Raw genomic sequence first — 25,004 nt, forward strand, 5'->3', positions numbered from 1 at the left:
CATGAAGACCTTGAAGAAGGAGCCACCTAAGAAAATTCGAATTATTGGTGGCAACTGGAGAAGCCGTTTGCTGACAGTTATGGATCTTCCTGGCTTGCGTCCAACAACAGATCGCATACGAGAAACTTTGTTTAATTGGTTGGGACAAGATTTGACGGGCTTACGTTGCCTAGATCTCTTTGCTGGAACTGGTGCCTTAGGATTTGAAGCGGCCTCAAGGGGTGCTGCATTGGTGATCCTGATGGAGAAAGATAAAAAGGCTTGCGCAAACCTCAGTGCAAATTTTGCTTTATTACAGTCATCTCCCGCTTCTGGGCATGTAGAGGTATTGCAACGAGATAGCCTTGAATTTTTAAAGCAACAGGTAGATCGTTCTAGTAATCTCATTTTCATTGATCCCCCATTTCAGGATTCGAGCCTTTTAGACCATGCTGTCATTGAAGCTAGTAGGGTGTGTGACGACTCTACAGGAGGAGGGATTTATGTGGAATTTCCCTCAACTCGTCAGCGTGAGGAGCTTGAAGCGCTACCTCCAGGCTGGCATTGTGAAAATACTTAGAGGCTGGGCAGGTAAAAGCTTGTCTATTTCGCAGTGGAAAAGGCTAAACTCTTGCCTGTAGCCGATAAAGTCTTAGGAGTCTTATGACTGTTGCTGTATACCCTGGAACATTTGATCCATTTACTCGTGGTCACGAGGATTTAGTGCGCCGCGCATCTAGCATCTTTACTGAATTAATTGTGGGGGTGGCTGATAGTCGTAGTAAGCGTCCATTTTTTACTTTAGAAGAGCGTATTGCTATCGCAAAAGAAGTGCTTGGCCATTATCCAAATGTGAAAGTTGTTGGTTTTACTGGCCTGTTAAAAGATTTTGCTCGTGAACATAATGCACGAGTAATTGTTCGTGGTTTGCGTGCTGTATCTGATTTTGAATACGAATTCCAAATGGCTGGTATGAATCGTTACCTGCTACCCGATGTAGAAACTTTGTTCCTAACTCCATCCGATCAATATCAATTTATCTCCGGTACCTTTGTGCGTGAGATTGCCTCGATGGGCGGTGATGTGAGCAAGTTTGTATTTCCATCTGTAGAAAAATGGCTAGTCAAAAAAATTGCCTCCGGCGCTCAGAATAAAGAATGAGGCCTGTAAGTAAATCATGGCTTTAATGATCACGGACAAATGCATCAATTGCGATGTGTGTGAGCCAGAATGTCCAAATGATGCTATTTACATGGGTCTAGAGATATATGAAATAGATCCTGATAAATGCACTGAATGTGTGGGTCACTATGACGCGCCACAATGTCGACAAGTTTGTCCAGTCGACTGTATTCCATTTAATCCAGAGTTTGTAGAAACCCCAGAGCAGCTAATGACGAAGTTCAAGCTATTAACTGCTGTTAAAAAAGCCAATACAGCCTAACTCAGCAACTTAAATAAGTGGGTACTTGGATTATCCCTTTGAGTGCAGTTCCATCATGGCGCTTTGTGCATCGCCCTTTAAAAATAGCGGAAGTATTTGTAAGCCATTTTCAATACTGGCATCAATGAGTTTTTGCTCAGCTAACTGAGGTCTGCGCAGAACATAATCCGCAACGTCCATGGGGCGACCATCCCCCGCTAGATCTCTTGGGTGGCCAATCCCTAGGCGTAGGCGCCAGTATTCTGAGGTGCTTAAATGTGCCTGAATATCTTTTAAGCCATTATGACCGCCTGTGCCGCCACCCAATTTCAGGCGTGCGGTGCCGGGTTTCAGATCAAGCTCATCTTGAACCACCAAAATATCTGCAGGGGTAACTTTATGAAAGCGACATAAGGCGCCAACAGATTGACCACTCAAATTCATGTAAGTGCTGGGTTTAAGAAGGTAAAGAGCTTCGCCTTCCCATTTTGCTTTCGTCACCCTGCCATGAAAGCGCTTCTCAGTTTCAAAACGAATGCTGAATTGTTTTGCTAGGGCGTCAACAAACCAAAAGCCAGCATTGTGCCGATCTGCTTCGTGCTCATCCCCTGGGTTTCCTAAACCAACAATTAATTTAGTCATGCTGAGAGTTTAAAGATATAACAGTGTTTCGCCAAAACAAATGGAATGAGCAAATAACAAAGCCCGCTTATGCGGGCTTTGTTCACTAAGAGCTTAAGCTAAATATTAAGCTTTATCCTTAGCCGCATCAGCCGCAGGCGCTGCAGCTGCTGGAGCATCTGTAGACTCAGCAGCTTTAACCGCTGGGATGCGCGCATTTGCAAGTACTGGGTTCTCTTGCTCTACATGCAATACCAAGGTAACGCCTTTTGGCAATGCGATGTCTTTGGCATGAATACCATGACCAACTTCAATCTTAGCTAGGTCCACTTCAATGAACTCTGGCAAGTCTGCTGGCAAGCAAGAAACTTCAAGTTCAGTAAGGATGTGACTGATAACGGCACCTTGTAATTTCACGGCAACTGAAGTCTCAGCATTTGTGAAGTGCAAAGGAACGCGCATGTGTACTTTCTCAGTTGCGGATACGCGCTGGAAGTCAATGTGCAATACCAATGGCTTAAATGGATGCATCTGGTAATCGCGTAACAACACTTTTTGTGTCTTACCGCCAACTTCCAAATCCAAAATAGATGAGTGGAATGCCTCTTTACGGAGAGCATGGAATAACGCGTTGTGGTCTAACTCAATGACCAAGGCTGGATCTTGACTACCGTAAACGATTCCTGGAGTTTTTCCAGAATTGCGCAGACGGCGGCTCGCACCCGTTCCTTGTACGCTTCTTTCAAAGGCTACTACTTTCATAATTAATTCCCTAGTTAAGGTTAATTTCCGTTCGCGACCAAACAGAAAAGCCTTCAATTATATCGTGGGAATGGATGTTTTTGCCTACAAATGGCATAAAACTGCCAAAAATCGGGGTAAAACGGTGATTTTTGACTTATTCAGCAAACATCGACATCACTGAATCGCCCTTGCTGATGCGAGAAAGGGTTTTAGCAAGAATCGGAGCAACGCTCAGTTGCCGAATTTTAGATGCTTTCATGGCTTCTGGAGTGAGCGGAATGGTGTCGGTAACAACTAACTCATCTAATTCAGAAGCAGCAATGCGAGCTACAGCACCGCCTGAGAGGACGGCATGGGTACAGTAGGCGGTTACGCCCTTAGCTCTGCGCTCTTTGAGCACCTCAGCCGCTTTACAGAGGGTTCCGCCGGTATCAATGATGTCGTCCATGATGACGCAGTGGCGGCCTTCTACTTCGCCAATAAGGTGCATTACTTCAGATACGTTCGCTTTTGGACGACGTTTATCAATAATTGCTAAATCTGTACCTAATTGCTTGGCCATTGCGCGGGCGCGGACTACGCCTCCAATGTCTGGAGACACAATGATGAGGTCTTTTTGAGTCTTCTGTGCTTGTAGGTCAGCCAATAAGACTGGGGAGGCGTAAATGTTGTCTACTGGAATATCAAAAAAGCCCTGAATTTGGTCGGCATGCAGATCCATCGTCAAAACGCGCTCGATTCCAGCAACCGACTGAAGCATATTGGCCACAATACGTGCAGAGATGGCAACGCGCGCTGAACGTGGGCGACGGTCTTGGCGGGCATAACCGAAGTAAGGGATCACTGCGGTTATGCGGCTTGCGGATGCGCGTTTTAGGGCATCGATCATGATCATGAGCTCCATCAAACTATCGTTCGTAGGAGCGCAGGTTGATTGGATAACGACCACATTTTTGCCGCGGACATTTTCTTGAATTTCTACTTGGATCTCACCATCAGAAAAGCGGCCAACAAAGGCTTTCCCCATCTGGAGATTCAGTTCTTTGGCTACAGCCTCAGCCAAAACGGGATTTGCGTTGCCTGTAAAAAGAGTCAATAAATCTGCGTTTATGGAGGACATAGGCTTAAGGGGTTTGTGGGGTCAAAAGGTTATCTTTGTCGTTTCTACAGTATTTGGCAGGGGAAGAAGGATTCGAACCTTCGCATGCTGGAATCAAAATCCAGTGCCTTAACCAGCTTGGCGATTCCCCTACAGCTTAATCTGAAGAAATCAAATTGTAAGCGGGATTTTTATTTAGCCCCCGAACAACTCGACCTACCCACCCTTCGGGAAGATTTTGTAGAAGATTCTCTAGTTTTGCGGACTCAATCTTGGGGTCCAAGACTGCAAAAACGCTACTTCCAGAACCAGACATACGGGGCTGTGAGCCCGGTAATTCCTGGGCAATCCAATCCAAAGCTTGCTTCACTTCTGGGCAAATCCGCATCGCTACAGCCTGGCAATCATTTGATTGAAATGACAATGGCGATGCAAGAAAGCTGTTAATTGTAATCTGAGCATGATCTCGGGTCAATTCCGAGTCTTGAAAAATGCTAGCGGTTGGGATTCCCTTGTTGGAAAATATCACCAAGAAATTAGGGGTTTCAAGAGAAATTTCTTGGACTTTTTCGCCAATTCCTTCAACAAATGCATTTTTGCCAAAAATGAAGAAAGGAACATCTGCCCCAAGTTGTAATCCGAGCGTGCAAAGCGTTTCCTTGCTGAGATCGAGATTCCAAAGAGTATTCAAGCCGATTAATGTCGTTGCGGCATCTGAGGAGCCACCACCCATACCCGCTCCCATCGGAATTTCTTTTTGGAGATCAATCTCTACTCCAGCCTCAAGGTTACAAAAGTCTTTAAGCAGCTTGGCAGCGCGAACAACTAGATCTTGTTCGGGCGGTACCCCTGGGATAGGGTTCATTCGTCTTACAGTGTCCCCAGGAATTTTTTTTAAGTGCAGCGTATCGCACCAGTCAATGAGTTGAAAAACAGATTGCAGGAGATGGTAACCATCAGATCTGCGACCGACTATGTGTAGAAAAAGATTGAGCTTTGCTGGCGAGCGAAGTGTTAAAGAATGAGTATTCGCCATTAGATATTAGTTACTCATTGGGGCGATCAAATACGAGACGAATATCGATAGAGCCAATATTGGAGCTTCGTATCATTGTGAGTTTCTCAAGGCGATTAGTGTCGCTCCATGTGTAAATTAAATCCCAGCCATCTTGACTAATTTTGCTTGCTTGACCTTTGGGGTTTCTGTCAACACTTGCTTCACTTCCGGGGCGTACTTCACCTCTCAGCCAATTAGATAGACCGCGCGCAGGAAGCGGTAGGCCTAAGCTATTTTGTACTAAGGTGTCCGCATCGATTGCTGTAACGATTTTTCCATCCCGCTCAAGAGTAGCTTCCCCTGGGGTAATGGTAATTTTTGCAATCGAGCCACCCATCGGATTGCGAATCTCAAGCACATCTTGTAATGCATCCTGAGTGAGGGAAAAGCCTCCTGAGCCCCCTTGGTTCTGAGACTCTGTTAAGCCGGTAACTTTGACTGCAAAGCGTCCATCCCAAGAACCTTTCGAGGTCAGATCATCTCGTGCCCAATCGGGCTTTAGGCGTTTAAGTGTTTCCTTTAACGTTGGATTATTGGCATCTAATTTTTGTCCTTGACGCCATATGCCTTCTGCTTCTTTTTGGCGGTTCATGACCCACAATACTTCACCAGTATGAGCCGCAATATCTGCTTCCGGTTTCATGGCAAATGCTTGTTGAAGTTGCTCCAAAGCAAGAGAGTTTTTGCTAAGTCGAAAATTTACCCAACCCAAACTATCCAAAATAAAAGCATCCTTTGGAGAAAGTTGATGTGCTTTGGTTATCAATGCATATGCTTCGGGCAGCTTTACATTGCGATCAGCCAAAGAGTAGCCAAGTGCATTTAAAGAATTCACATCGTTTGGATTCTTGCGCAAAATATCTCGCAATGTTTTTTCCATGACGTTAATATTCCCCATTTTTTCTGCAGACATGGCATAGGTGTAAAGCAAGCTGGGATTCTGGAGAGAGGTCTTGACGGTTGAAGCGATTTCATAAAAAGCGCGCAATGCGTCAGACTCATTTTTTGCTTTAGCCAGCAATGCTTGCAACTGTAAAAGAGTATTTTCTTGTTGGGCAGGAGTTTGTTGCCGGAATAACGATGTTGCTGGCTTGACTGCGTCCGACCAGCGATTGCTTAAGATTAAAAGCGTTATGTAGACTGCCTTGGGTTTTGTATCTAAAGCTGGAGATAGCTCATCCCAGGTTTTAGCAGCCTCTAATGCTAAGTCGGGTGATCCACCCGTAATGGCTATTTCCATAGCTCTTTGAGCCAATCTTGGATCTTTGTACTGACGCGCCATCTCTAGGTAGGTGTTGTAAGCCAACCCAGCCTCACCTCGTTGCAGGGCAATTGCTGAGGCAAGGACCTCGAAAATAGCTTCACCCGTTTGAATTCCGTTGGGCGCCGTTTGGGCATGAGCTAGTGAAAAGACACTAGCAGCTAAGGTTCCCAGGAATAAAGCCCTCAAGAGAGGTTTTGGTGTGAACTTACTCATAAGCACATTCTAATCCGCGAATCTACAATCCATTTATGCCAGAACTTCCAGAAGTAGAGGTCACCCGACTGGGTATAGCGCCCCACCTTGAGGGGCGGAAAGTGAGTGCCGTCAAAATAATTGATGGGCGCTTGCGCTGGCCTGTGCCAGCCAGCCTTTCAAAAATCTTGTCTGGGCAAAAGGTTCATGCCATTGAAAGGCGCGGTAAGTATCTTTTGCTGGAGATGGATACTGGTTATTTAATAATTCATTTAGGGATGACTGGAACGTTGCGTGTGCTACCCCGCTCAGACCCCCTAAAGACTCACGACCGAGTTACTTTTGAGTTCGCCAAGCTCAGTTTGCGTTTGCATGATCCACGAAAATTTGGCGCTGTTCTATGGCATCCCAAATCAAAGGGACCAATTGAAAAATTTGTTCTTTTACAAAAACTTGGAGTGGAACCGTTTTCTCCAGAATTTGCTGATGAATTAGGCGCAGATGTTTTGTATCAAACTTCTCGTAAGCGAAGTGTTGCTGTCAAACAGTTCCTGTTGGCGGGGCAAGCTGTTGTTGGGGTAGGTAACATTTATTGTTCAGAAAGTCTATTTGAGGCAGACATACATCCAGCAAAAGCCTCGGGCAAGCTGACTCGACCACAATGTTCTCGTCTTGCAAAGGCTGTCAGATCGATACTAAAAAAAGCAATTGACGCCGGCGGTAGCTCCTTAAAAGATTTTGTGAATAGCGACGGTGATCCCGGTCACTTTATGGTCCAAACCAAAGTTTATGACCGTAAAGGGTTGCTATGCAAGGTGTGTGGAACGCCTATTAGCCAAATAGTACAAGGCCAGCGATCAACTTACTTTTGTCCGCAATGTCAGAAACGTTGATCAAAACATTTGCGTCTAAGTTGATTGCTTGGTATGCGGTCAGTGGGCGCCCAGGCTTACCTTGGCAAGGCAATCGGGATCCTTATGCAGTGTGGGTATCAGAAATCATGTTGCAACAAACCCAGGTGGCTACAGTGCTTGAGCGTTACCCACGTTTCATGAAGCGATTTCCAACGGTTAAAAAATTAGCCGCTGCACAAGTCGATGAGGTATTGGCGGAATGGGCTGGCTTGGGGTATTACTCTCGCGCCCGAAATCTTCACGCCTGTGCCAAGCAGATCATGACAGAGTTTGCTGGAAAATTTCCCAGTGACCCTGTCTTACTTGAGCAGCTAAAGGGTATTGGGCGATCTACCGCTGGAGCAATTGCTGCTTTTGCTTTTCATGAGCGCGCCCCCATTTTAGATGCAAATGTGAAGCGTATTTTGGCTCGACTATTTGCAATCGAAGGCGCCATGCAAGATAAGGCGGTGAATGATCGGCTTTGGGAGTTAACAACCAAATTATTGCCATCCAAACCCGTTGATATGCCGGTATACACACAAGCCTTGATGGACTTTGGGGCAACCTGGTGCACATCACGCAAACCAGTTTGCTTAAGCTCTGAGAGAAAGTGTCCTTTCACAAAAGCCTGTCAGGCTAATTTAAGCGGACAAGCACTCTTATTTCCACAAAAAACAATCAAGACTAAATCACCGGAATTTGATTGCAATATGTTGCTCATTCGATCTGGTAATTCCATTCTGCTACAAAAACGTCCTGACAAAGCTATTTGGAGTGGTCTTTGGTCTTTACCGGAATCGCCATGGACACCCAGAGAACCAGGCGTTAAGAACGCTGATTTAAAGCCTGTGGAATTATTGGCAGGAGCGCTACCTGAAGAAGGCTTGGTTTTGCTGAAAAAGGTTTCTAAGGGGATAAAGAAAACAGCAGAAATAAAGCATGTCTTTACGCATCGACGTTTATGGATGCATATTTGGCAAGGAGCTGCTGAACAAGAAATAGCATTTGCAAATATGGATTTGAAATGGGTGCCCTTAGGTCAGCTTGGGCGCTATGGCCTGCCCCAGCCGATCAAGGTTTTACTGCAGGGATTGAATCTAGTTCGCGGTGGCGATCTAAAAAGTTGAGCTGAAGGCTCTCGTAATCTTTTTGGTTGCGAAAGTATTCACTGAGTCGGTTTACTAAATAGACGGAGCGGTGCTGACCTCCGGCACATTCAATGGCAACTGTTAAATAACTACGACCATCAGCAATGTAATGAGGTAGCCAGCGATGAATAAACTGTGTGATATCTGCTTCTATGTTTACTGCTTCTGGAATTTTTTCTAAGAACTCTTTGACGAGTTTGTCGTTACCAGTGAGAGGTCTTAACTCGTTGTCGTAGTGGGGAGTTGGTAGGCAGCGCACATCAAACACTAAGTCGGCTTCACTGGGCACGCCTTTCTTGAAGCCAAACGATTCGAAGACTACTGTAAGGCCCAATGGGCTTGTCTTTGAGTAGATCTTGTATCCAAGAGCGCAGAGCATGCGCAGGAATGTTGCTGGTATCAATGCTGTGCGCTTGAGCGCGCAAGGGCTCTAATAGGCTGCGCTCCCTATCAATAGCCTCAATCAGAGTTGCCGATTGAGATTGTTTGGAACCGCTGGATAAGGGATGGCGACGACGGGTCTCAGAAAAACGTTGTACTAAAGTATTGGTATCTGCGTTTAAGAAAACAACCCTTACTTGATGATGTTGACGCAAATTTTCAAGTATGGATGGTAGGTTTTTTATGGATTGCCCGCGACGTGCATCAATAGCGACAGCTACTTGATCGCATTGCTCATTTTGAAGAGTGGAGATGAGGTTTTCTAGAAGAGAAATCGGAAGATTGTCGACGCGGTCGTAACCTGCATCCTCAAAAGCTCTCAGAGCTACTGATTTACCTGAGCCTGAGATTCCGGTAATCAGATTAATTTGCATGACTTAAAGTAAGCGACCTTGTGACTTAGTGGTTTCGGCTTCAACATTCATCTGCTGGCGTTGACGTTCAATAAATTCTTTTAAGGTATCGATACCGCGCAATTGCAAAATGGTATTTCGTACAGCTGCCTCAACCAGAACTGCTAAGTTACGCCCTGCGGCAACTTGAATCTTGACCGTACGAATCGGAATCCCTAAAACATCAATGTGCTGCGCTTCGAGAGGCAGTCGTTCAAATTCGCCATCGGTTCTGCGAACAAGTTGCACGATGAGTCGTAGCTTTAATTTACGACGTACGGCTGTCTCGCCAAAAATGGTACGAATATCTAGCAGACCTAAGCCACGGACCTCTAGGAGGTTACGCAAGATGACAGGGCAGCGACCTTCGATATAGTCTGGACCTAGACGGGAGAAGTCCACCGCATCGTCCGCAACTAAGCCGTGTCCCCGAGAAATCAGCTCAAGACCCAATTCACTTTTGCCTAAGCCGGACTCACCAGTTAGCAACACACCCAAGCCCAGAATGTCCATAAAGACACCGTGCATCGTAATTTGTGGGGCGCCAATTTTGGTAAGGTAAGTGCGCAGATGATCAATGACTTCTGCGGCAGAGATCGCGGTGGTGAATAGTGGTGTAGATGAGCGCTGGCAAAACAACTGTAAGTCTGGATCTGCTGCTTTACCATCTGCCACAATCACGCAAGGAGGCGTCTTGGAGATCAGGCTGGCAATTTGTTCTTGTTTTTGTTTTGGCTCCAGGACGGCGTGATAGTCTACTTCTTGCTCGCCAAAAATCTGAATACGACTTGGATGAATGAGATTTAAGTGGCCAACTAGATCTGAGCTGGCCGCAGCCGCTTTTACGGCTTCTGGTGGAAAAGTGCGATCAGCACCTTCAAGACCACCAATCCAGGAAAGCTTTAAATCTGAAACATTGTCATCAAAAATCTGCTGCGCAGTTACTCCATCTAGGAGTAAGGGCTGTGTCATTTTGTTGTGCCCCAGCGTTGTAATAGTTCACAAACAATCGAGGGATCTTTTGCGGAAGATAGAGTATCTCGGGCAGTCGGATCTGAAAGCAGCTGAGCAATTGAAGATAGGATCTCTAAATGCTGTTGTGTAGCCTTTTCGGGCACCAATAAGAAAATTAATACAGATACCGCCTCGCCATCAGGTGCAGCAAACTCAATTGACTCCTGGAGTCTTATAAAGGCCGCGCTTGGCTGTTTTAAACCTTTGACTCGACCATGAGGTATGGCTACGCCAGCGCCGAGAGCGGTAGAGCCTAACTCTTCGCGAGCATTGAGAAACCCGACTACAGAGTTAGCGTCAATACCTGTTTGCTTGGCAAACAGGTCCCCCGCAGCTGCAAATGCATCGGCTCTGCTTTTCGCAGGGACATCCAATGCAATGCAGTCGGGAGCAAAAAGATTAGTCAGGGCATTCATGTGAATTGATTATAGGTGTCCTGACGCAGAAGAGCACTCAAAATGCTTTTCGTGGTGATGATCTTGAATCTTTTCTTTATGTTTAACAACCTGGCGCTCGAGCTTATCCACTACTGCATCCATAGCGTGATATAGGTCAGCGTTGTGTGCTTCAGCGAACAGATCCTTGCCTTTCAGGTGAATGGTGATTTCAGCACTTTGACGTAAGTCCTTCTCTTTGGCTTTATCTACGACCAGGAAGGCAGAAGCATCAATGACGTGATCGAAGTGCTTACGAATTTTAGCTAGCCCCGCCTCAAGGTGAGAACGCATAGCGGGTGTAACTTCAACATGGCGGCTATTAATTTTCAAATTCATGAGCAACTCCTTTGATAAACACGATAGATGCATGCGCATACTGATACCCGGGGTGCGCAGTAGGCCCCTGAAATCTTTTAACTGTTTTTTTGGAAAATAAACCATGAGCCTCCAGCGTATCAGCGAATTTGCTGAAAACCAAGGGGGTGGCTAATTTTTATTGCATAAAAAGCGGAGATTCTTCCCGATTTACATCCGGAAGTTTTCACCTAGATAGACTCTGCGGACGGCATCGTTCTGAATAATTTGGTCTGGTTTGCCTTCAGCAAGAACGCTACCTTCGTTGATGATGTAGGCATGATCACAGATGCCTAGTGTCTCGCGGACATTATGGTCGGTAATTAATACCCCAATTTGGCGATCGCGTAAAAAACGCACAATTCGCTGAATTTCTCCAACAGCAATAGGGTCAACGCCGGCAAAGGGTTCATCTAGCAAGATAAATTTTGGTTGAGAGGCCAGTGCTCTGGCAATTTCAACTCGTCTACGCTCTCCACCCGATAAAGAGAGGGCTGGATTATTTCGCAAATGACTAATTTGGAGTTCACCTAAAAGTTCATCTAAGCGATGGTTAATCTCGGCCTTGCTCAGGGGCTTACCTCCCTGAACTTGAAGTTCAAGAACGGCTTGGATATTCTTCGCTACATTTAACTTTCGAAATACAGACGCTTCTTGCGGCAGATAAGAGAGGCCCATTCGAGCTCTCTCATGAATAGGAAGATGCGTGATATCTGCGCCATCTAGAATAATGTGTCCACCATCGAGTGGTACTAGTCCAACAATCATGTAGAAAGAGGTGGTTTTGCCGGCACCATTTGGACCAAGTAGACCCACAACTTCTCCGCATTTCACTTGTACAGAGACATCTCGGACAATAGTTCTTGAGCCATAACGCTTCTGTAGGTTATGAGCGCTTAGCGTGGGGAAGCTATTGGCTTGAGTGGTGTCCGCTGTCATTTCTCTAAAGTTGCTTTTCGTCTTGGTGAAAGAATAGCTCTCGCTAAAGGTAGATCTTCTGGTTTTGCGTCTTGAGGAGGAATGACGCGATAGTACTGCTTTACATCATCGTACTCAATTTTCCAGCCCTTTAATTGATCAAGCATTTGCATATTCAGCAAGCGCTTCAAACTAGCGTCACCGGTGAGGGTCAGAAACTCGCTCTTGGCATCATAGGTCACTTGAGCGCCCCGTCCTTGCATGAATTCGTCCGCCAGTCCTTCGCGACGTTGCCTAAAGCTGGCTACCTCTTCGGGTCTGCCCACGACATCAATAAACTCATAACCCTGTGGATCCACCGTAATGTGCCCATCTTCTCCGGTAACAACAATACTTCCCTTGATGAGAAGAGCTTGCCCATTAAGGTCATAGACCTGCTTAACATCGTTCGCTGAAACTTTCTCAGCCTCTAAGATGACGGGCTTATCTTGATCTGCTTTTTCAGCACGGCTGGGGTTAGCAAGCCATAGTCCCAAGATGACCAAGCAGCAAAGCAAAGTATTAGGAGTGGTTAGGTAATTCATCAGAACCATTTTATTGAGTGCTCCGTGGGGCGCGCTCGATACGTCCTTTCACCTTACCAGTGAGAACCATGCTTTGTTCCACATTGTTAAATACCCCACCTTCAGTTGAACTCATGATCGACATTCCTTGTTGTAGGGTTACTGGTCTATTGGTTTCAATAATGTCATCGTTAATTAAAACCTTAAAGTAGTTTGAGCTGGCTAACATTCTAAGAGTGGCTGCTTGGGTTGGGGTAGCGTCTTGGGCAGGACGAAAAATAGTTGCGTTATCGAATAAATCCAAAATGGTGAGATCGCCATCGAGATGTCCTGTATCTGATCTAACGGTGACTGGAGCCTTATCTGCTTGAAACAATCGCATACGGGGCGCTAGGATATCAATAGAAGCATCGGCATCGTAGTGGGTCACCTTAGCGCCTAGGATCCGATATTTGGTAGCACCCAATTCATTGAGAGCTGAAAGTACCCCATCTTTAATGGTGTAATCAGGTTCATGAAGACGTATCCGCTCTATAGTGGGTTTTTCCGGCGGAGTATTTTTTTGTACCAACCAAAAAGTGGCTAAGGTGAGCACTCCCATCAGAATCAGCGGCATTAAACGCAAAAGCGTGCGCCCAATGCTGAGCTTGAGTTGCTGAGGGTTTACTTGCATTACTTAGCTAAGAGCTTTATTGAGTAATTCGTCATAGCGATTCTGCGCCTTTAGAATCAAGTCACATACTTCACGGACGGCGCTATTGCCACCTGCATGCGTGGTAACTAAATGCGCAAATTCTTTAATGGCCTCATGTCCCTGCGAAGGGCATATTTTGAAACCGGCTTGTTTCATCATCTGCAAATCTGGCCAATCATCACCCATGACTGCGCAATCTGCATAGGTAAGGCCGAGAGATTTAATGACTTCTGTCAGCGCGACTGCTTTGTTCTCTACTCCCATGTGAATATGTTTAATTCCTAATTCTTTACAGCGCGCTAGAGCCATTTTGGAATTCCTGCCGGTAATAATTGCAGTAGAAATTCCACATTGCTCCAATAATTTGATACCTAAGCCATCCTGAATATCAAAAGCCTTCAAAGACTCTTTGCCATCAGCGTCAATCCAGACTTGTCCATTTGTTAATACGCCATCTACATCTAAAACCAAGAGTCTTACTTTACTGGCGCGTTCCCAGGCTTGTGGATACTGAGGGAGTGGGTTGGTATTGTGAGGATTAAAAGCGCTAGGCATGATGGGGTTGCTCGTTCCGAATGAAATTAAATGACTTTGGCGGCAAATAAATCATGTAGATTTAGGGCACCCAATAAATGACCATCATTATCAGTAACCACTAGATGATTGATGCGATGTTTTTCCATCATCTCAATGGCTTCCTCGGCTAAGAGTTCTGGAGGAATGGTGCGGGGGTTCGCAGTAGTAGCGCTCCGAAGTTTGATGCCATCAAGATTGGTAGTTTTTTCTAGAAGGCGACGCAAGTCGCCATCAGTCAAAATCCCAAATACCTTTTTGTGAGCATCTAAGATCACCACCATGCCCATACATTTCGAAGTCATCTCTAACAATGCTTCTTGCAACGATGCATCTATTGATATCTGAGGTGTGTCTGCAAGGCCACGCATCACTTCGCTCACGTGCATGAGTTGTTTGCGACCCAATCTACCACCAGGGTGGGAGCGAATAAAGTCTTCGGCTTCAAATCCTCTGGCATCGAGCAAGGAAATCGCCAGCGCATCTCCCATCGCTAGTGCAGCAGTAGTGCTAGTGGTGGGCGCAAGATTGAGTGGGCAAGCTTCTTTTTCAACGCTGGTATCTAGGTGGGCATCTGCTAGCTTGGCAAGTGAGGAGCTAGGTGCGCCAGTCAAGGCAATCAATTTTGCTCCGGTGCGTTTGACTATGGGAACAATAGTGAGGAGTTCATCAGTCTCTCCAGAGTTGGAGAGGGCTACAAAAACATCATCTCTAGTTACCATGCCTAAATCACCATGGCTGGCTTCAGCAGGGTGTACAAAAAAGGCTGGAGAGCCAGTGGAGGCGAAGGTGGCCGCTATTTTCCGTGCAATATGGCCAGATTTTCCAATACCAGAAACTACGATTCTGCCTTTGCAGCCGTGTAAGAGCTCAACCGCCAGGACAAAGGCATCTGCGTTAAAGCCCTCTAGGCGATCACGCATGGTTTGCAGTGCAGCAGCCTCAATTGTGAGGGTATCGCGCGCAAGCTTTAGGGTACGTTCACGAGTCTTAGTTATCATCGAGTAAGTATATGCCGTCAGTCCTTCAATTAACCCTCATTCTTCTGGCCTCGGGTGTGGCCGGAGTGGTTATTTTCCGCTATTTTGGCTTGCCTCCTATTTTGGGCTATTTGGCCATTGGGGTGCTTATTGGTCCCCATGCCTTTGGTCTGGCAAATGACTCGGCCACAGTCAAGTATTTAGCCGAATTTGGGGTGGTTTTCTTGATGTTCTCGATTGGTCTGGAATTTAACTTGCATAAATTGCGGGCAATGCGGACTATCGTTTTTGACCTAGGCGGCAGCCAAGTCATTTTGACAATGCTATTGGCTATTCCAGCTAGCTTATCAATGAATTGGATTTACCCCATCTCATGGCATGCTGCCATTGCTTTGGGTGGAGCCTTGGCGATGTCTTCAACGGCAATTGTGACGAAGTTGATTTCAGATCGTGCCGAGTTAGAGACCGAGCATGGGCGCAATGTCGTAGGTATTTTGTTATTTCAAGATTTGGCGGTGGTTTTTCTTTTGATTTTATTGCCGTCTCTTGGGAAAAATCCTTCCGACCTATTTGTTGCTCTAACTGCAGCGTCTATCAAAATCACTATAGCTTTGGTTTTAATTTTCTTCATTGGTCAAAGCTTAATGAGCCATTGGTTTAGGTTGGTTGCAAAACTACGCTCACAAGAGTTGTTCATGTTGAACCTCTTATTGATTGTGCTGGGTATGGCTGGGTTAACAGAGCATTTTGGTTTGTCGCTTGAGCTTGGCGCGTTCTTAGCTGGTATGTTGATTTCAGAAACACCTTATCGTCATCAGGTTGAAGAAGATGTCAAACCTTTCCGAGATGTCTTGCTCGGCCTCTTCTTTATTACGATCGGCATGTTGTTAGATTTCAATGTGATTCGAGAGCAGTGGCTACTAGTTTTGCTTTTACTGATTGGCCCTCTTATCTTTAAATTTGGACTCATCGCTTTGTTATCAAAAGCCTTTGGCTCAAGTCCGGGTATTTCAATCAGAACAGGCTTGTGCTTAGCTCAAGCAGGTGAATTCGGATTTATGTTGCTCAATCAAATTGATGGTTTGGATTTAATTGACCCTACTTTAAGTCAAGCAGTCTTAGCGGCAATGTTGATATCGATGTTTTGCGCACCATTTTTAATTGAATATAGCGATCGCATCGCAATGCGATTTTCTAGTAACGAATGGCTATTGCAATCACTTGCTTTGACTCGCGTTGCCGCCAAGAGTGTGCGCAATGAAAACCATGTGGTCATTTGTGGGTTTGGACGGTCAGGTCAAAGTTTGGCGCGTATGCTAGACCAAGAAAAGATCCCCTATATCGCATTAGATTTGGATCCTGATCGCGTTAAAGAGGCTGCAGCTGCTGGTGATAATGTGGTTTATGGTGATGCCAGCCGGGAAAACTATTTAGTTGCTACGGGGCTTTCTAGAGCAAAAGCTGTAGTGATTACCTACGCTGATAGCGCTGCAAGTTTACGAGTGCTTCGTCAGGTTGAGCATCTACGTCCAGGCATGACAGTGTTGGTGCGCACCAGGGATGATGCAGATATTGCTAAGTTACAAGCGGCTGGTGCAACTGAGGTTGTCCCTGAATTGATTGAAGGTAGCCTAATGATTGCTTCACACGTCTTGTTGATTATGGGCGTGCCTATGCACAAAGTAGTGCGACGTATAACTACTGTACGGGAAGAGCGTTATAGCTTGTTGAGAGGCTACTTCCGAGGATCTGCAGATGATGACTTTGGTTCAAATGAATCTTGGCGCTTGCATGCAATAACACTCTTGCCACAGTCACGTGCTGTCGGAAAAACATTGGGTGATTTGGATCTTGAATCAGATGGCGTTAGTGTTCAGGCAGTGCGTCGCAAGAGTAGAAACGCTGACTATGTAAAGTTAGAGCCAACCCCTGATTTATGTCTAGAAGCTAATGACATATTGGTGGTGTCGGGTAATTCAGAGGCCACCGATTTAGCGGAAGCCAAATTACTCCGAGACTGATGCTCCTAGCAAATACTGAATGCTAGGAGTGTCTTTTTTGCTTACTACTACTTTTTCTTTTTGCTCGATGTTGGTGATTTACGGGTCAATAAAGGCGCTAGGTAGTGACCAGTAAAACTCACTTCATTTTGAGCAACCTCTTCGGGGGTGCCGGTAGCAATAATCTGCCCCCCACCTGCGCCACCCTTAGGCCCAAGGTCAATGATCCAGTCGGCCGTCTTAATGACATCCAGATTATGTTCGATGATAACTATCGTATTGCCTTGTTTCTTGAGTGTTTGAATAACAGTTAGCAATAGTTGAATGTCATGAAAATGTAGTCCTGTAGTTGGCTCATCTAAGATGTACAAAGTTCTACCAGTGTCACGCTTGGATAACTCAAGAGAAAGCTTCACGCGTTGAGCCTCACCACCAGAGAGGGTTGTTGCGCTCTGGCCAAGCTTCACATAACCAAGACCAACATCTAATAGTGTTTTGAGTTTGCGCTTCACTACAGGAACTGCCTCGAAGAATTCATGAGCTTGCTCAATGGTCATCGAGAGCACTTCATGAATATTTTTGCCTTTGTAGCGAATATCTAAAGTTTCGCGGTTGTAACGTTTGCCATGGCAAACGTTACAGGGAACACATACATCAGGTAGGAAGTGCATTTCCACTTTAAGAACGCCATCGCCTTCACAGGAATCACAGCGACCGCCTTTGACATTAAAGGAAAAACGACCCGCTTCATAGCCACGCTCACGTGATGCTGGCACGCCGGCAAAGAGTTCTCTGATCGGAGTAAATAGCCCAGCGTAGGTGGCTGGGTTGGAGCGAGGCGTTCTGCCAATCGGGGATTGGTCGACGCTAATGACTTTATCGAAATGCTCTAAACCTTTCATTGCATCATGCGCTGCAGGCTCTGCATTCGATCCATAGAGGTGTTGTGCAACCGCGTGATGGAGGGTGTCATTAATCAAGGTGGATTTACCAGAGCCAGAAACTCCGGTAACACAGGTCAGCAATCCAACGGGAATCTTTGCATGCACTGATTGCAAATTATTACCACGGGCCCCAATGATTTCTAGGAAGCGATCGTTAACGGGAATACGTTTTTCTGGAACCTCGATGGCTTCACGACCTGCGAGGTAAGCACCAGTTAAGGACTTCGGATTGGCTTCAACTTCTGCTGGTGTACCTTCAGCAACGATCTCGCCACCATGAACGCCTGCGCCTGGACCGATATCGATTACCCAGTCAGAGGCACGAATCATGTCTTCATCATGTTCAACGACTAAAACGCTATTGCCTAAATCACGTAAGTGTTTTAAGGTCCCTATAAGACGATCATTGTCGCGTTGATGCAGGCCAATAGATGGTTCATCCAATACATACATCACCCCAGTTAAGCCTGATCCTATTTGGCTCGCCAAGCGAATACGTTGAGCTTCGCCACCGGATAAAGTATCCGCGCTACGCTCGAGTGAGAGGTAGTCTAGGCCAACGTCATTTAAGAAGCGCAGACGTGCACTAATCTCTTTGACAATCTTGTCGGCGATTTCTCGCTTAGCGCCTTTAAGTTCAAGAGATTCGAAATATTCTTTTGCTTCTTTAAGAGGTAGTGCGCTGATCTCGTAAATTGCACGAGACTGTTTCTTTTCACCAACTTTCACAAATCGTGCTTCTTTACGCAAACGGCTACCATTACATTCTGGGCAGGTTTGTACATTTTGATACCGAGATAATTCTTCTCGCACAGTTACTGAGTCTGTTTCCCGATAGCGTCTTTCGAAATTTGCAACAATGCCTTCAAACGCGTGTTCACGAATGCTATTCTTGCCACGCTCATTGATGCACTCGAAAGGAATGGTGACATCACCAGAGCCCAAGAGAATGAGATCTTGTTGTTTCTTGTTCAGTGTTTCAAATGGCTTCTCTACGTCAAAGCCGCCGTGCTTAGCAAGGGTTTGAAGGAGTTTGAAGTAAAACTGATTACGACGATCCCAGCCTTTAATAGCGCCAGAAGCGAGTGATAAATCTGGGTGGGCAACGATACGCTTTGGGTCAAAGAAAGACTGGTGACCTAGGCCGTCACAAGAAGGGCAGGCACCCATTGGGTTATTAAATGAAAAGAGACGTGGCTCTAGTTCTTGTAGTGAGTATGAGCAAACTGGGCAGGCAAATTTGCTAGAGAAGATCATCTCTTTACCGGTATCCATATCAACGATCATGGCCTTACCATCCGCCAAGCGTAAGGCTGTCTCAAAGGATTCGGCAAGACGCTGCTGAATGTCAAGGCGTACTTTGATGCGGTCAACTACCACTTCAATGGAATGTTTGTCATTTTTCTTGAGAGTTGGTAGTTGACCTACTTCAAAGATTTCTGCTTTAGCAACGTTGGCTGTGCCGCCACCAGAGCGCACACGAAAGCGAACAAAGCCTTGAGCCTGCAGATCTTGAAAAAGATCCACGAACTCACCCTTACGCTCGCTGACTACGGGGGCCAAAATCATGAGCTTGGTATCTTCTGGCATCGACAACACGGTATCGACCATTTGAGACACGCTTTGCGCCTCTAGTGGTAAATCGTGGTCAGGACAATGCGGTGTTCCTGCTCGCGCAAATAACAAGCGTAAGTAGTCATGAATTTCAGTAACGGTACCGACTGTTGATCTTGGGTTATGACTAGTGGCCTTCTGTTCGATTGAGACCGCTGGTGAGAGGCCCTCAATCGTGTCGACGTCAGGTTTTTCCAGGAGTTGCAGAAACTGTCGGGCATAAGCTGACAGGGATTCAACGTAGCGACGTTGACCTTCGGCATAAAGGGTGTCAAAAGCAAGCGAGCTTTTGCCGGAACCTGATAAGCCAGTAAGAACAATTAGTTTCTCTCTAGGAATGTCTAGATTGATGTTTTTGAGGTTGTGGGTGCGGGCACCACGGATCTTAATTTCGTTATTCATGATTTTTTAGCGTAACTTGTTAATATAGCTCTTTCCCATGAATTCTTCTGAACTTCGCTCTACTCTGGCCTTAGCAGGCATATTTGGCCTCCGTATGCTGGGCCTATTTCTGCTGCTACCTATCTTTAGCATTCATGCTCGAGGCTTGCCAGGTGGTGAGCACGCGCTTTGGGTCGGTTTGACCCTCGGAATCTTCAATATTGTTCAGGCCTGCTTTTATATCCCTCTCGGTCGCCTATCGGATCGTATTGGGCGTAAACCAGTCGTTTTGTGGTGTTTGTCCTTATTTGTGGCCGGTGCTCTGATTTGTGCCGCCAAGGATGATTTGCTCTGGATCGCTATTGGTCGCGGAATTATGGGCGCCGGTGCAGTTTCTGCTGCTATCTCGGCATGGGTGGCTGATTTAACGCGTGAGCAAGTTCGCACCCGTGCCATGGCATTGGTTGGTGGCAGTATTGCTCTATCCTTTGCCCTGTCATTAGTAATCGCTGCACCGATTTATCGAGCAATTAGCCTGAGCGGAATTTTTATTGTTCTGGCGTTATTGGGCGTGATAGCAATGTTTGTTACTTACTATGTATTGCCCATGAACAAACCAGAAGCAAGAGTGCAGCAAGCCTCTTTAAAAGAAGTTTTCTTTCGCCCGGAGTTGATGCGTTTAAATCTCGGTGTATTTGTATTGCATGCAACACAAGTAGCGATGTTCTTAGTGGTACCACGTTTGCTTGTGCAGGCAGGATTACCTCTTTCTTCGCACTGGGAAATTTATCTTCCAGTAGTGCTTCTTTCTTTTTTCTTTATGGCGCCGATTTTGATTTATGGTGAAAAAAAGCAACAGCTTCGCAATATTTTCTTATTTGCAATTGTTTTGCTGTTGATCGCTGAAATTCTCTTTACAAACACGACATCTATTGCTTCAATTGCTATTGCGCTATTGGTTTATTTTGTAGGCTTTAATTTACTCGAAGCTTTACAACCTTCTTTAGTGTCACGTTTTGCCAAAGAATCTAAGGGCACAGCACTAGGTGTTTACAACACCACACAATCAATAGGCCTCTTTACAGGAGCTGTGATTGGCGGTTATTTGATGGATAGCCATGGTGATTTATCGGTCTTTGCAATGGGTGCGGCGCTCTTAATTTGCTGGCTTATAACTGCCTGGTCGATGGGTGAAATGCCAACGAGAGCAGCAGAACCAAGGGATGTAGCCACAAAGACTTAACCGCAGCTTCATTGATTAAATTAAAGCGAGTAGTTTATTTTTTAGTAGTAATAACAGCAGTATTTTTCTTCGGGAGACAACATGGCTTCGGTAAATAAGGTCATCATCGTAGGTAACGTAGGACGTGATCCAGAGACGCGTTACATGCCAAGCGGCGACGCCGTTACAAATATTTCAGTAGCAACTTCAGATCGCTACAAAGACAAACAAACTGGCGAAATGAAAGAAACCACAGAATGGCATCGCGTTGCGTTCTTCGGTAAGCTTGCGGAAATCGCTGGTCAGCACCTCAAAAAAGGCTCACAAGTTTATGTTGAAGGTCGCTTGCGTACTCGCAAATGGACGGATGCTAGTGGCCAAGAAAAGTATTCCACAGAGATCGTTGCAGAAACAATGCAGATGCTCGGTGGCAAGCCAGTAGGCGGAAGCGGTGATGGTGGTGGCGAGAGCTATAGTCGCTCAAAGCCGGCTGAGCAGTCTGCTCCGGCCTCATCGAATGCCGCATCACTTGGCGCAATGGATGACGATATTCCGTTTTAAGTAATGGTGAGGCATCATTTCATTGCTGATGCTTGAATTGCAAAACCCCTTCTAGGTTTTCCTATAAGGGGTTTTTCTTTATCTATTTTCTTGAGAGGCTTATTGTCGTGCGTGCCGAATATTGTCTGGCCACGGAGAATTGTGATCTGTACGGAAGGGGTTAATATCTAATCCGCCGCGTCGGGTATAATGCGCATACACAGATAGTTTCTCTGGCTTGCACTGACGTTTGATATCAGTAAAGATGGTTTCAACACAATGTTCATGGAACTCACCCAATTGCCTAAAGCCAATCAGATAACGCAATAAACCTTCCTCAAGGATTGGCCTACCTTGATACCGAATTTGTACGCTAGCCCAATCTGGCTGACCTGTTACAGGACAATTGGATTTCAGGAGGTGGGAGACTAGACATTGCTCAATCGGCCCAAACGATTCGTTGACCTATAGTAGGCTGGGGTCAGCAGGTAGGTTTGGGTCTACCTCAATATCTAGGCGATCCATCAGAATGCCGCCCATCTCTTGCATACCTTTTTTAGAGATAGTTTCTGTAGGGTTGATGCGAGTAGTGATTTTGCTGCCAGCAACCGATGATAGGTCTTTGATCAGTCGATCCTTCACTTCATTTTCATCTTCAAAGCGTGCGCTATTCAGGCTGTTGAGATACAGCTTAAAAGACTTGGACTCAATCATATTTGGTGAGTCGGCTGGTATTTGAAACTCCGCCAATATGCAATCTGTGGCTTCCCTTTTAAATTGAGCCAGCTCAGCTCAAATGCGTTCCAAATATCCACGCCTACAAAAGGTAATGTTTGGCCCTCGTTAATGCCAAGTTTCTTGCGATTCTCAATTCTTGGTATAGGAAAACAGTAAACTCGGATCGTACTGATCTGGGTATTGAGTGGATTGTCCGAGCGAAAGTGTTCCCATGGATAACTTTATTTTTTATTGGGTTTTATTTCTTTGGCTTGTTAGAGACGCCAGAAACAACATGCCCTGTTGGAGCGACTGACGCAGTAGATTGACAATGGCCTGTTTGATCATCAAAGAAGAAATCAGGCTCGAACTCTCTTAAGAACTCACTCTTCGATAGTCCGCCTAAGAACATTGCTTCATCTACATCAATGCCCCATGCCATCAGTGTTCGAATTGCGCGTTCGTGTGCAGGCGCAGAGCGTGCTGTCACTAGTGCGGTGCGTATACGCATTCCGTTTTCACTAGTAGAGCGTTGTAGTCTGTGCAAGGCTTCCAGCAAGGGTTTAAAGGGTCCAGGTGGCAAAGGAATATCTACCTTTTTGCTCTCATGATCTACAAAAGCCTCAAGACCTTTTTTCTGGAATACTTGCTCAGCCTCATCAGAAAATAATACTGCGTCTCCGTCAAATGCGATGCGAATTTCATTAGGGTGAGACTCAGCAGTTTTGCTTGATTCAGGGTAGACGCGCGCAGCCGGGAAGCCTGCATCAATCGTTGCCCTAACATCATCTTCATTGGCAGATAAGAAAAGGTTGGCGTGCAGTGAGCGAAGATAGTGGTAAGGCGGCCTGCCTCTGGTAAATACACCTCGCTCTAAATGTAAACCATGATGTTCTGCAGAACGGAAGACACGCAAGCCGCTAACAGGATCGTTGCGCGAAAGAATAACGACCTCCACTCGCTGTTCACCTTCCTCGTTAAAAGCGAGAAGCTTCTTCACCAAAGGGAAGGCTACGCCAGTTTGAGCTGCAGTACCAAGACGCTCAAGCTGTAATTTCATATAAGCACTATCGTCAGTTGATTCGAAGATGCGGTTTTCTTCCTCGAAATCAAATAGGGCTCTGGAAGAGATTGCAACAACAAGTTTTCCAGTGAGCGTATATGACATTTGATCGTTTGCGTCTTATTTAAGGAACAGGCGATATGCGGGATTATTGCTCTCATCCCAGTGTGGGTAGCCCAGCCCGGCCAAAAAGCTTTGGAATTTCTTCTGCTCATTTTTGGGAACCTGAATACCAACCAAAATACGCCCATAGTCAGCGCCATGATTGCGGTAATGGAACAAACTAATATTCCAGTTAGGAGCCATGCTAGTTAAGAACTTCATCAAAGCACCCGGACGCTCAGGGAATTCAAAACGGTAGAGTAATTCATCTTTAGCAAGTGCAGAATGCCCGCCGACCATATGGCGTAAATGCGACTTCGCCAGCTCATCGTGAGTAAGATCAATTGTTGCAAATTTAGCTTTACGAAAATGCTTTGCAATCGCCTCACTATCACCTGCTTTTTGTGTGCTAATGCCAACAAAAATATGTGCTTCGCTTTGATCGCCAATGCGGTAGTTAAATTCAGTCACATTACGTTTGCCAAGAAGTTCACAGAAACGCTTAAATGAGCCACGCTCTTCAGGAATGGTCACTGCAAATACCGCTTCACGATATTCACCTACATCAGCGCGTTCAGCAACAAAGCGGAGACGGCTGAAATTCATATTTGCCCCGCAAGCCACTGCCACTAGGGTTTTTTTCTTAATGCGCTTTTTCTCGACATACTTCTTCAGACCGGCAATAGCTAAGGCGCCAGCAGGCTCAAGAATGCTACGGGTATCTGTAAACACATCATTGATTGCTGCACAGATCTCATCGGTATCGACAGTCACAATCTCATCTACTACTTTTTTGCAGATGCGAAATGTTTCTTTGCCGACTAATTTCACTGCAGTGCCGTCTGAAAACAGGCCAACATCTTTCATCTCAATGCGCTTATTAGCCTTGAGAGATTGATTCATGGCATCAGAGTCTGATGCTTGAACACCGATTACTTTTGTTTTTGGGCTAATCGCTTTGATGTATTCACCAATGCCAGCAATTAAGCCGCCGCCACCAATTGCCACAAAGATTGCATCAATCGGTTTTTCGTATTGAGTAAAAATTTCACGGGCAATAGTTCCTTGCCCCGCAATCACATCAGGATCATCAAAGGGGTGAACAAAAGTTAAACCCCTTTTTTTGCCCAACGCTTCGGAATGCTTGAAAGCATCACTATAGGATTCGCCGTGGAGGATGATTTCCACCCAAGAGCCGCCCCTGGCCTTCACGGCATCAATTTTGACGCTGGGTGTAGTGACCGGCATCACGATGACCGCTTTGCATTTTATTTTGGCTGCCGAAAGGGCTACACCCTGGGCATGATTGCCGGCTGAAGCCGTAATAACCCCGCGTTTTAAGGCTTCTGGAGGTAAATGGGCCATTTTGTTATAGGCGCCACGCAGTTTGAAGGAGAAAACAGGCTGGTTGTCTTCCCTTTTCAGGAGAACCTGGTTGCCCAAACGTTTTGTGAGTTCTGGGGCGAGCTGTAGCTCGGTTTCTCTGGCTACGTCATAGACGCGAGCCGATAAAATTTTCTTTAAAAAGTTCGTTGCCATCCAATGAGCGTACCATGGATAACTCCTAATCCCTTAGATTTGCAAGGGTTTATCCATTTCTGGAGCAACTTTCTCGGAATCCTGCCACTATCA

24 protein-coding genes, 1 tRNA gene and 2 pseudogenes are annotated in these 25,004 nt (G+C 45.9%); 8 read left to right on the forward strand and 19 right to left on the reverse strand.

All coding sequences use genetic code 11. From position 1 onward, the window contains the following. Window position 1: 1 nt before the first annotated feature. The 3 genes from rsmD (at window position 2) to DXE37_RS00975 (ending at window position 1,423) form a co-directional block, all read left to right on the forward strand. The gene (gene rsmD / locus DXE37_RS00965; RefSeq protein WP_231970886.1) at window positions 2-559 is read left to right on the forward strand and encodes a 16S rRNA (guanine(966)-N(2))-methyltransferase RsmD; all 558 of its coding nucleotides are present in this window, start codon (window positions 2-4) and stop codon (window positions 557-559) included. Between the two features lie 83 nt (window positions 560-642). Then, on the forward strand, window positions 643-1,140 hold the full coding sequence (gene coaD / locus DXE37_RS00970) for a pantetheine-phosphate adenylyltransferase (protein ID WP_114636271.1): 498 nt from the start codon (window positions 643-645) through the stop codon (window positions 1,138-1,140). A 16-nt stretch (window positions 1,141-1,156) separates the two neighbouring features. Then, entirely contained in the window at window positions 1,157-1,423 is a 267-nt protein-coding gene (locus tag DXE37_RS00975) for a YfhL family 4Fe-4S dicluster ferredoxin (RefSeq protein ID WP_114636272.1), read from the forward strand. Between the two features lie 30 nt (window positions 1,424-1,453). On the opposite strand, the gene pth is transcribed toward DXE37_RS00975, so the two are convergent. The 6 genes from pth to DXE37_RS01005 all read right to left on the reverse strand — a co-directional run bounded on the left by pth (window position 1,454) and on the right by DXE37_RS01005 (window position 6,400). Then, on the reverse strand, window positions 1,454-2,044 hold the full coding sequence (gene pth, locus DXE37_RS00980) for an aminoacyl-tRNA hydrolase (RefSeq protein WP_114636273.1): 591 nt from the start codon (window positions 2,042-2,044) through the stop codon (window positions 1,454-1,456). 105 nt (window positions 2,045-2,149) lie between these two features. Beyond that, the gene (locus DXE37_RS00985) at window positions 2,150-2,785 is read right to left on the reverse strand and encodes a 50S ribosomal protein L25/general stress protein Ctc (RefSeq protein WP_114637495.1); all 636 of its coding nucleotides are present in this window, start codon (window positions 2,783-2,785) and stop codon (window positions 2,150-2,152) included. Window positions 2,786-2,921: 136 nt separating this feature from the next. Then, on the reverse strand, window positions 2,922-3,887 hold the full coding sequence (locus DXE37_RS00990) for a ribose-phosphate pyrophosphokinase (RefSeq protein WP_114636274.1): 966 nt from the start codon (window positions 3,885-3,887) through the stop codon (window positions 2,922-2,924). A 54-nt stretch (window positions 3,888-3,941) separates the two neighbouring features. Beyond that, window positions 3,942-4,018: transfer RNA gene (locus tag DXE37_RS00995), tRNA-Gln, on the reverse strand. A 5-nt stretch (window positions 4,019-4,023) separates the two neighbouring features. Then, the gene (gene ispE / locus DXE37_RS01000; RefSeq protein ID WP_114636275.1) at window positions 4,024-4,902 is read right to left on the reverse strand and encodes a 4-(cytidine 5'-diphospho)-2-C-methyl-D-erythritol kinase; all 879 of its coding nucleotides are present in this window, start codon (window positions 4,900-4,902) and stop codon (window positions 4,024-4,026) included. A 10-nt stretch (window positions 4,903-4,912) separates the two neighbouring features. Further along, a complete protein-coding gene (locus DXE37_RS01005; protein WP_114636276.1) occupies window positions 4,913-6,400 on the reverse strand; it encodes a lipoprotein insertase outer membrane protein LolB in 1,488 nt (495 codons plus the stop codon). Between the two features lie 35 nt (window positions 6,401-6,435). Here DXE37_RS01005 and mutM point away from each other — a divergent pair, with 35 nt between their 5' ends. Beyond that, window positions 6,436-7,272 (forward strand): bifunctional DNA-formamidopyrimidine glycosylase/DNA-(apurinic or apyrimidinic site) lyase, encoded by an 837-nt coding sequence (gene mutM / locus DXE37_RS01010; protein WP_114636277.1) that lies wholly within the window; start codon window positions 6,436-6,438, stop codon window positions 7,270-7,272. Further along, the gene (gene mutY / locus DXE37_RS01015; RefSeq protein ID WP_114636278.1) at window positions 7,257-8,402 is read left to right on the forward strand and encodes an A/G-specific adenine glycosylase; all 1,146 of its coding nucleotides are present in this window, start codon (window positions 7,257-7,259) and stop codon (window positions 8,400-8,402) included. The genes mutM and mutY overlap by 16 nt, the downstream gene beginning before the upstream one ends. Here the strand turns inward: mutY and rapZ are convergent. From rapZ to DXE37_RS01060, 9 genes and pseudogenes are all read right to left on the reverse strand, one after another. Next, window positions 8,347-9,238 (reverse strand): annotated as a pseudogene (rapZ, locus tag DXE37_RS01020) (RNase adapter RapZ). The gene mutY and the pseudogene rapZ sit on opposite strands and share 56 nt — an antisense overlap. Before the next feature lie 3 nt (window positions 9,239-9,241). After that, complete coding sequence (gene hprK / locus DXE37_RS01025) at window positions 9,242-10,228, reverse strand: HPr(Ser) kinase/phosphatase (protein WP_114636279.1); 987 nt, start codon at window positions 10,226-10,228, stop codon at window positions 9,242-9,244. Then, complete coding sequence (locus DXE37_RS01030; RefSeq protein WP_114636280.1) at window positions 10,225-10,686, reverse strand: PTS sugar transporter subunit IIA; 462 nt, start codon at window positions 10,684-10,686, stop codon at window positions 10,225-10,227. The genes hprK and DXE37_RS01030 overlap by 4 nt, the downstream gene beginning before the upstream one ends. A 9-nt stretch (window positions 10,687-10,695) precedes the next feature. Beyond that, on the reverse strand, window positions 10,696-11,043 hold the full coding sequence (gene hpf / locus DXE37_RS01035; protein WP_114637496.1) for a ribosome hibernation-promoting factor, HPF/YfiA family: 348 nt from the start codon (window positions 11,041-11,043) through the stop codon (window positions 10,696-10,698). A gap of 189 nt (window positions 11,044-11,232) precedes the next feature. Then, the gene (gene lptB / locus DXE37_RS01040) at window positions 11,233-12,000 is read right to left on the reverse strand and encodes an LPS export ABC transporter ATP-binding protein (protein WP_114636281.1); all 768 of its coding nucleotides are present in this window, start codon (window positions 11,998-12,000) and stop codon (window positions 11,233-11,235) included. Further along, window positions 11,997-12,572, reverse strand: coding sequence for an LptA/OstA family protein (locus DXE37_RS01045; RefSeq protein ID WP_231970887.1), 576 nt, complete (start codon window positions 12,570-12,572; stop codon window positions 11,997-11,999). Before DXE37_RS01045 ends, lptB begins: the two co-directional genes overlap by 4 nt. A gap of 1 nt (window position 12,573) precedes the next feature. Beyond that, the gene (gene lptC, locus DXE37_RS01050; protein ID WP_114636282.1) at window positions 12,574-13,215 is read right to left on the reverse strand and encodes an LPS export ABC transporter periplasmic protein LptC; all 642 of its coding nucleotides are present in this window, start codon (window positions 13,213-13,215) and stop codon (window positions 12,574-12,576) included. 3 nt (window positions 13,216-13,218) lie between these two features. Further along, on the reverse strand, window positions 13,219-13,791 hold the full coding sequence (locus DXE37_RS01055) for a KdsC family phosphatase (protein ID WP_114636283.1): 573 nt from the start codon (window positions 13,789-13,791) through the stop codon (window positions 13,219-13,221). 26 nt (window positions 13,792-13,817) lie between these two features. Beyond that, window positions 13,818-14,810, reverse strand: coding sequence for a KpsF/GutQ family sugar-phosphate isomerase (locus tag DXE37_RS01060; protein WP_114636284.1), 993 nt, complete (start codon window positions 14,808-14,810; stop codon window positions 13,818-13,820). Between the two features lie 11 nt (window positions 14,811-14,821). Between DXE37_RS01060 and DXE37_RS01065 the strand changes: the two genes are divergently transcribed. After that, a complete protein-coding gene (locus DXE37_RS01065; RefSeq protein WP_114636285.1) occupies window positions 14,822-16,810 on the forward strand; it encodes a monovalent cation:proton antiporter family protein in 1,989 nt (662 codons plus the stop codon). Window positions 16,811-16,857: 47 nt separating this feature from the next. On the opposite strand, the gene uvrA is transcribed toward DXE37_RS01065, so the two are convergent. Beyond that, the gene (gene uvrA, locus DXE37_RS01070; protein WP_114636286.1) at window positions 16,858-19,749 is read right to left on the reverse strand and encodes an excinuclease ABC subunit UvrA; all 2,892 of its coding nucleotides are present in this window, start codon (window positions 19,747-19,749) and stop codon (window positions 16,858-16,860) included. Window positions 19,750-19,786: 37 nt separating this feature from the next. Between uvrA and DXE37_RS01075 the strand changes: the two genes are divergently transcribed. After that, window positions 19,787-20,971, forward strand: coding sequence for an MFS transporter (locus DXE37_RS01075; protein WP_114636287.1), 1,185 nt, complete (start codon window positions 19,787-19,789; stop codon window positions 20,969-20,971). 81 nt (window positions 20,972-21,052) lie between these two features. After that, the gene (gene ssb, locus DXE37_RS01080; protein WP_114636288.1) at window positions 21,053-21,511 is read left to right on the forward strand and encodes a single-stranded DNA-binding protein; all 459 of its coding nucleotides are present in this window, start codon (window positions 21,053-21,055) and stop codon (window positions 21,509-21,511) included. A 99-nt stretch (window positions 21,512-21,610) separates the two neighbouring features. Here ssb and queF read toward each other — a convergent pair. From queF to ilvA, 3 genes and pseudogenes are all read right to left on the reverse strand, one after another. After that, window positions 21,611-22,441: pseudogene (queF, locus tag DXE37_RS01085) on the reverse strand (NADPH-dependent 7-cyano-7-deazaguanine reductase QueF). Between the two features lie 25 nt (window positions 22,442-22,466). Beyond that, window positions 22,467-23,375 carry a 5'-nucleotidase gene (locus DXE37_RS01090; protein ID WP_114636289.1) on the reverse strand — a complete coding sequence of 303 codons (909 nt, stop codon included), beginning with the start codon at window positions 23,373-23,375 and terminating at the stop codon, window positions 22,467-22,469. Between the two features lie 15 nt (window positions 23,376-23,390). After that, the gene (gene ilvA, locus DXE37_RS01095) at window positions 23,391-24,911 is read right to left on the reverse strand and encodes a threonine ammonia-lyase, biosynthetic (RefSeq protein WP_114636290.1); all 1,521 of its coding nucleotides are present in this window, start codon (window positions 24,909-24,911) and stop codon (window positions 23,391-23,393) included. Window positions 24,912-25,004: the final 93 nt, after the last annotated feature.

The sequence above is a fragment of the Polynucleobacter necessarius genome (assembly GCF_900095205.1).
Lineage (GTDB): Bacteria > Pseudomonadota > Gammaproteobacteria > Burkholderiales > Burkholderiaceae > Polynucleobacter > Polynucleobacter necessarius_E.

Coding starts and splice junctions, on each gene's coding strand:
- rsmD (WP_231970886.1), top strand. CDS start 2: ATGAAGACCTTGAAGAAGGAGCCACCTAAGAAAATTCGAATTATTGGT.
- coaD (WP_114636271.1), top strand. CDS start 643: ATGACTGTTGCTGTATACCCTGGAACATTTGATCCATTTACTCGTGGT.
- DXE37_RS00975 (WP_114636272.1), top strand. CDS start 1,157: ATGGCTTTAATGATCACGGACAAATGCATCAATTGCGATGTGTGTGAG.
- pth (WP_114636273.1), bottom strand. CDS start 2,044: ATGACTAAATTAATTGTTGGTTTAGGAAACCCAGGGGATGAGCACGAA.
- DXE37_RS00985 (WP_114637495.1), bottom strand. CDS start 2,785: ATGAAAGTAGTAGCCTTTGAAAGAAGCGTACAAGGAACGGGTGCGAGC.
- DXE37_RS00990 (WP_114636274.1), bottom strand. CDS start 3,887: ATGTCCTCCATAAACGCAGATTTATTGACTCTTTTTACAGGCAACGCA.
- ispE (WP_114636275.1), bottom strand. CDS start 4,902: ATGGCGAATACTCATTCTTTAACACTTCGCTCGCCAGCAAAGCTCAAT.
- DXE37_RS01005 (WP_114636276.1), bottom strand. CDS start 6,400: ATGAGTAAGTTCACACCAAAACCTCTCTTGAGGGCTTTATTCCTGGGA.
- mutM (WP_114636277.1), top strand. CDS start 6,436: ATGCCAGAACTTCCAGAAGTAGAGGTCACCCGACTGGGTATAGCGCCC.
- mutY (WP_114636278.1), top strand. CDS start 7,257: ATGTCAGAAACGTTGATCAAAACATTTGCGTCTAAGTTGATTGCTTGG.
- hprK (WP_114636279.1), bottom strand. CDS start 10,228: ATGACACAGCCCTTACTCCTAGATGGAGTAACTGCGCAGCAGATTTTT.
- DXE37_RS01030 (WP_114636280.1), bottom strand. CDS start 10,686: ATGAATGCCCTGACTAATCTTTTTGCTCCCGACTGCATTGCATTGGAT.
- hpf (WP_114637496.1), bottom strand. CDS start 11,043: ATGAATTTGAAAATTAATAGCCGCCATGTTGAAGTTACACCCGCTATG.
- lptB (WP_114636281.1), bottom strand. CDS start 12,000: ATGACAGCGGACACCACTCAAGCCAATAGCTTCCCCACGCTAAGCGCT.
- DXE37_RS01045 (WP_231970887.1), bottom strand. CDS start 12,572: ATGGTTCTGATGAATTACCTAACCACTCCTAATACTTTGCTTTGCTGC.
- lptC (WP_114636282.1), bottom strand. CDS start 13,215: ATGCAAGTAAACCCTCAGCAACTCAAGCTCAGCATTGGGCGCACGCTT.
- DXE37_RS01055 (WP_114636283.1), bottom strand. CDS start 13,791: ATGCCTAGCGCTTTTAATCCTCACAATACCAACCCACTCCCTCAGTAT.
- DXE37_RS01060 (WP_114636284.1), bottom strand. CDS start 14,810: ATGATAACTAAGACTCGTGAACGTACCCTAAAGCTTGCGCGCGATACC.
- DXE37_RS01065 (WP_114636285.1), top strand. CDS start 14,822: ATGCCGTCAGTCCTTCAATTAACCCTCATTCTTCTGGCCTCGGGTGTG.
- uvrA (WP_114636286.1), bottom strand. CDS start 19,749: ATGAATAACGAAATTAAGATCCGTGGTGCCCGCACCCACAACCTCAAA.
- DXE37_RS01075 (WP_114636287.1), top strand. CDS start 19,787: ATGAATTCTTCTGAACTTCGCTCTACTCTGGCCTTAGCAGGCATATTT.
- ssb (WP_114636288.1), top strand. CDS start 21,053: ATGGCTTCGGTAAATAAGGTCATCATCGTAGGTAACGTAGGACGTGAT.
- DXE37_RS01090 (WP_114636289.1), bottom strand. CDS start 23,375: ATGTCATATACGCTCACTGGAAAACTTGTTGTTGCAATCTCTTCCAGA.
- ilvA (WP_114636290.1), bottom strand. CDS start 24,911: ATGGCAACGAACTTTTTAAAGAAAATTTTATCGGCTCGCGTCTATGAC.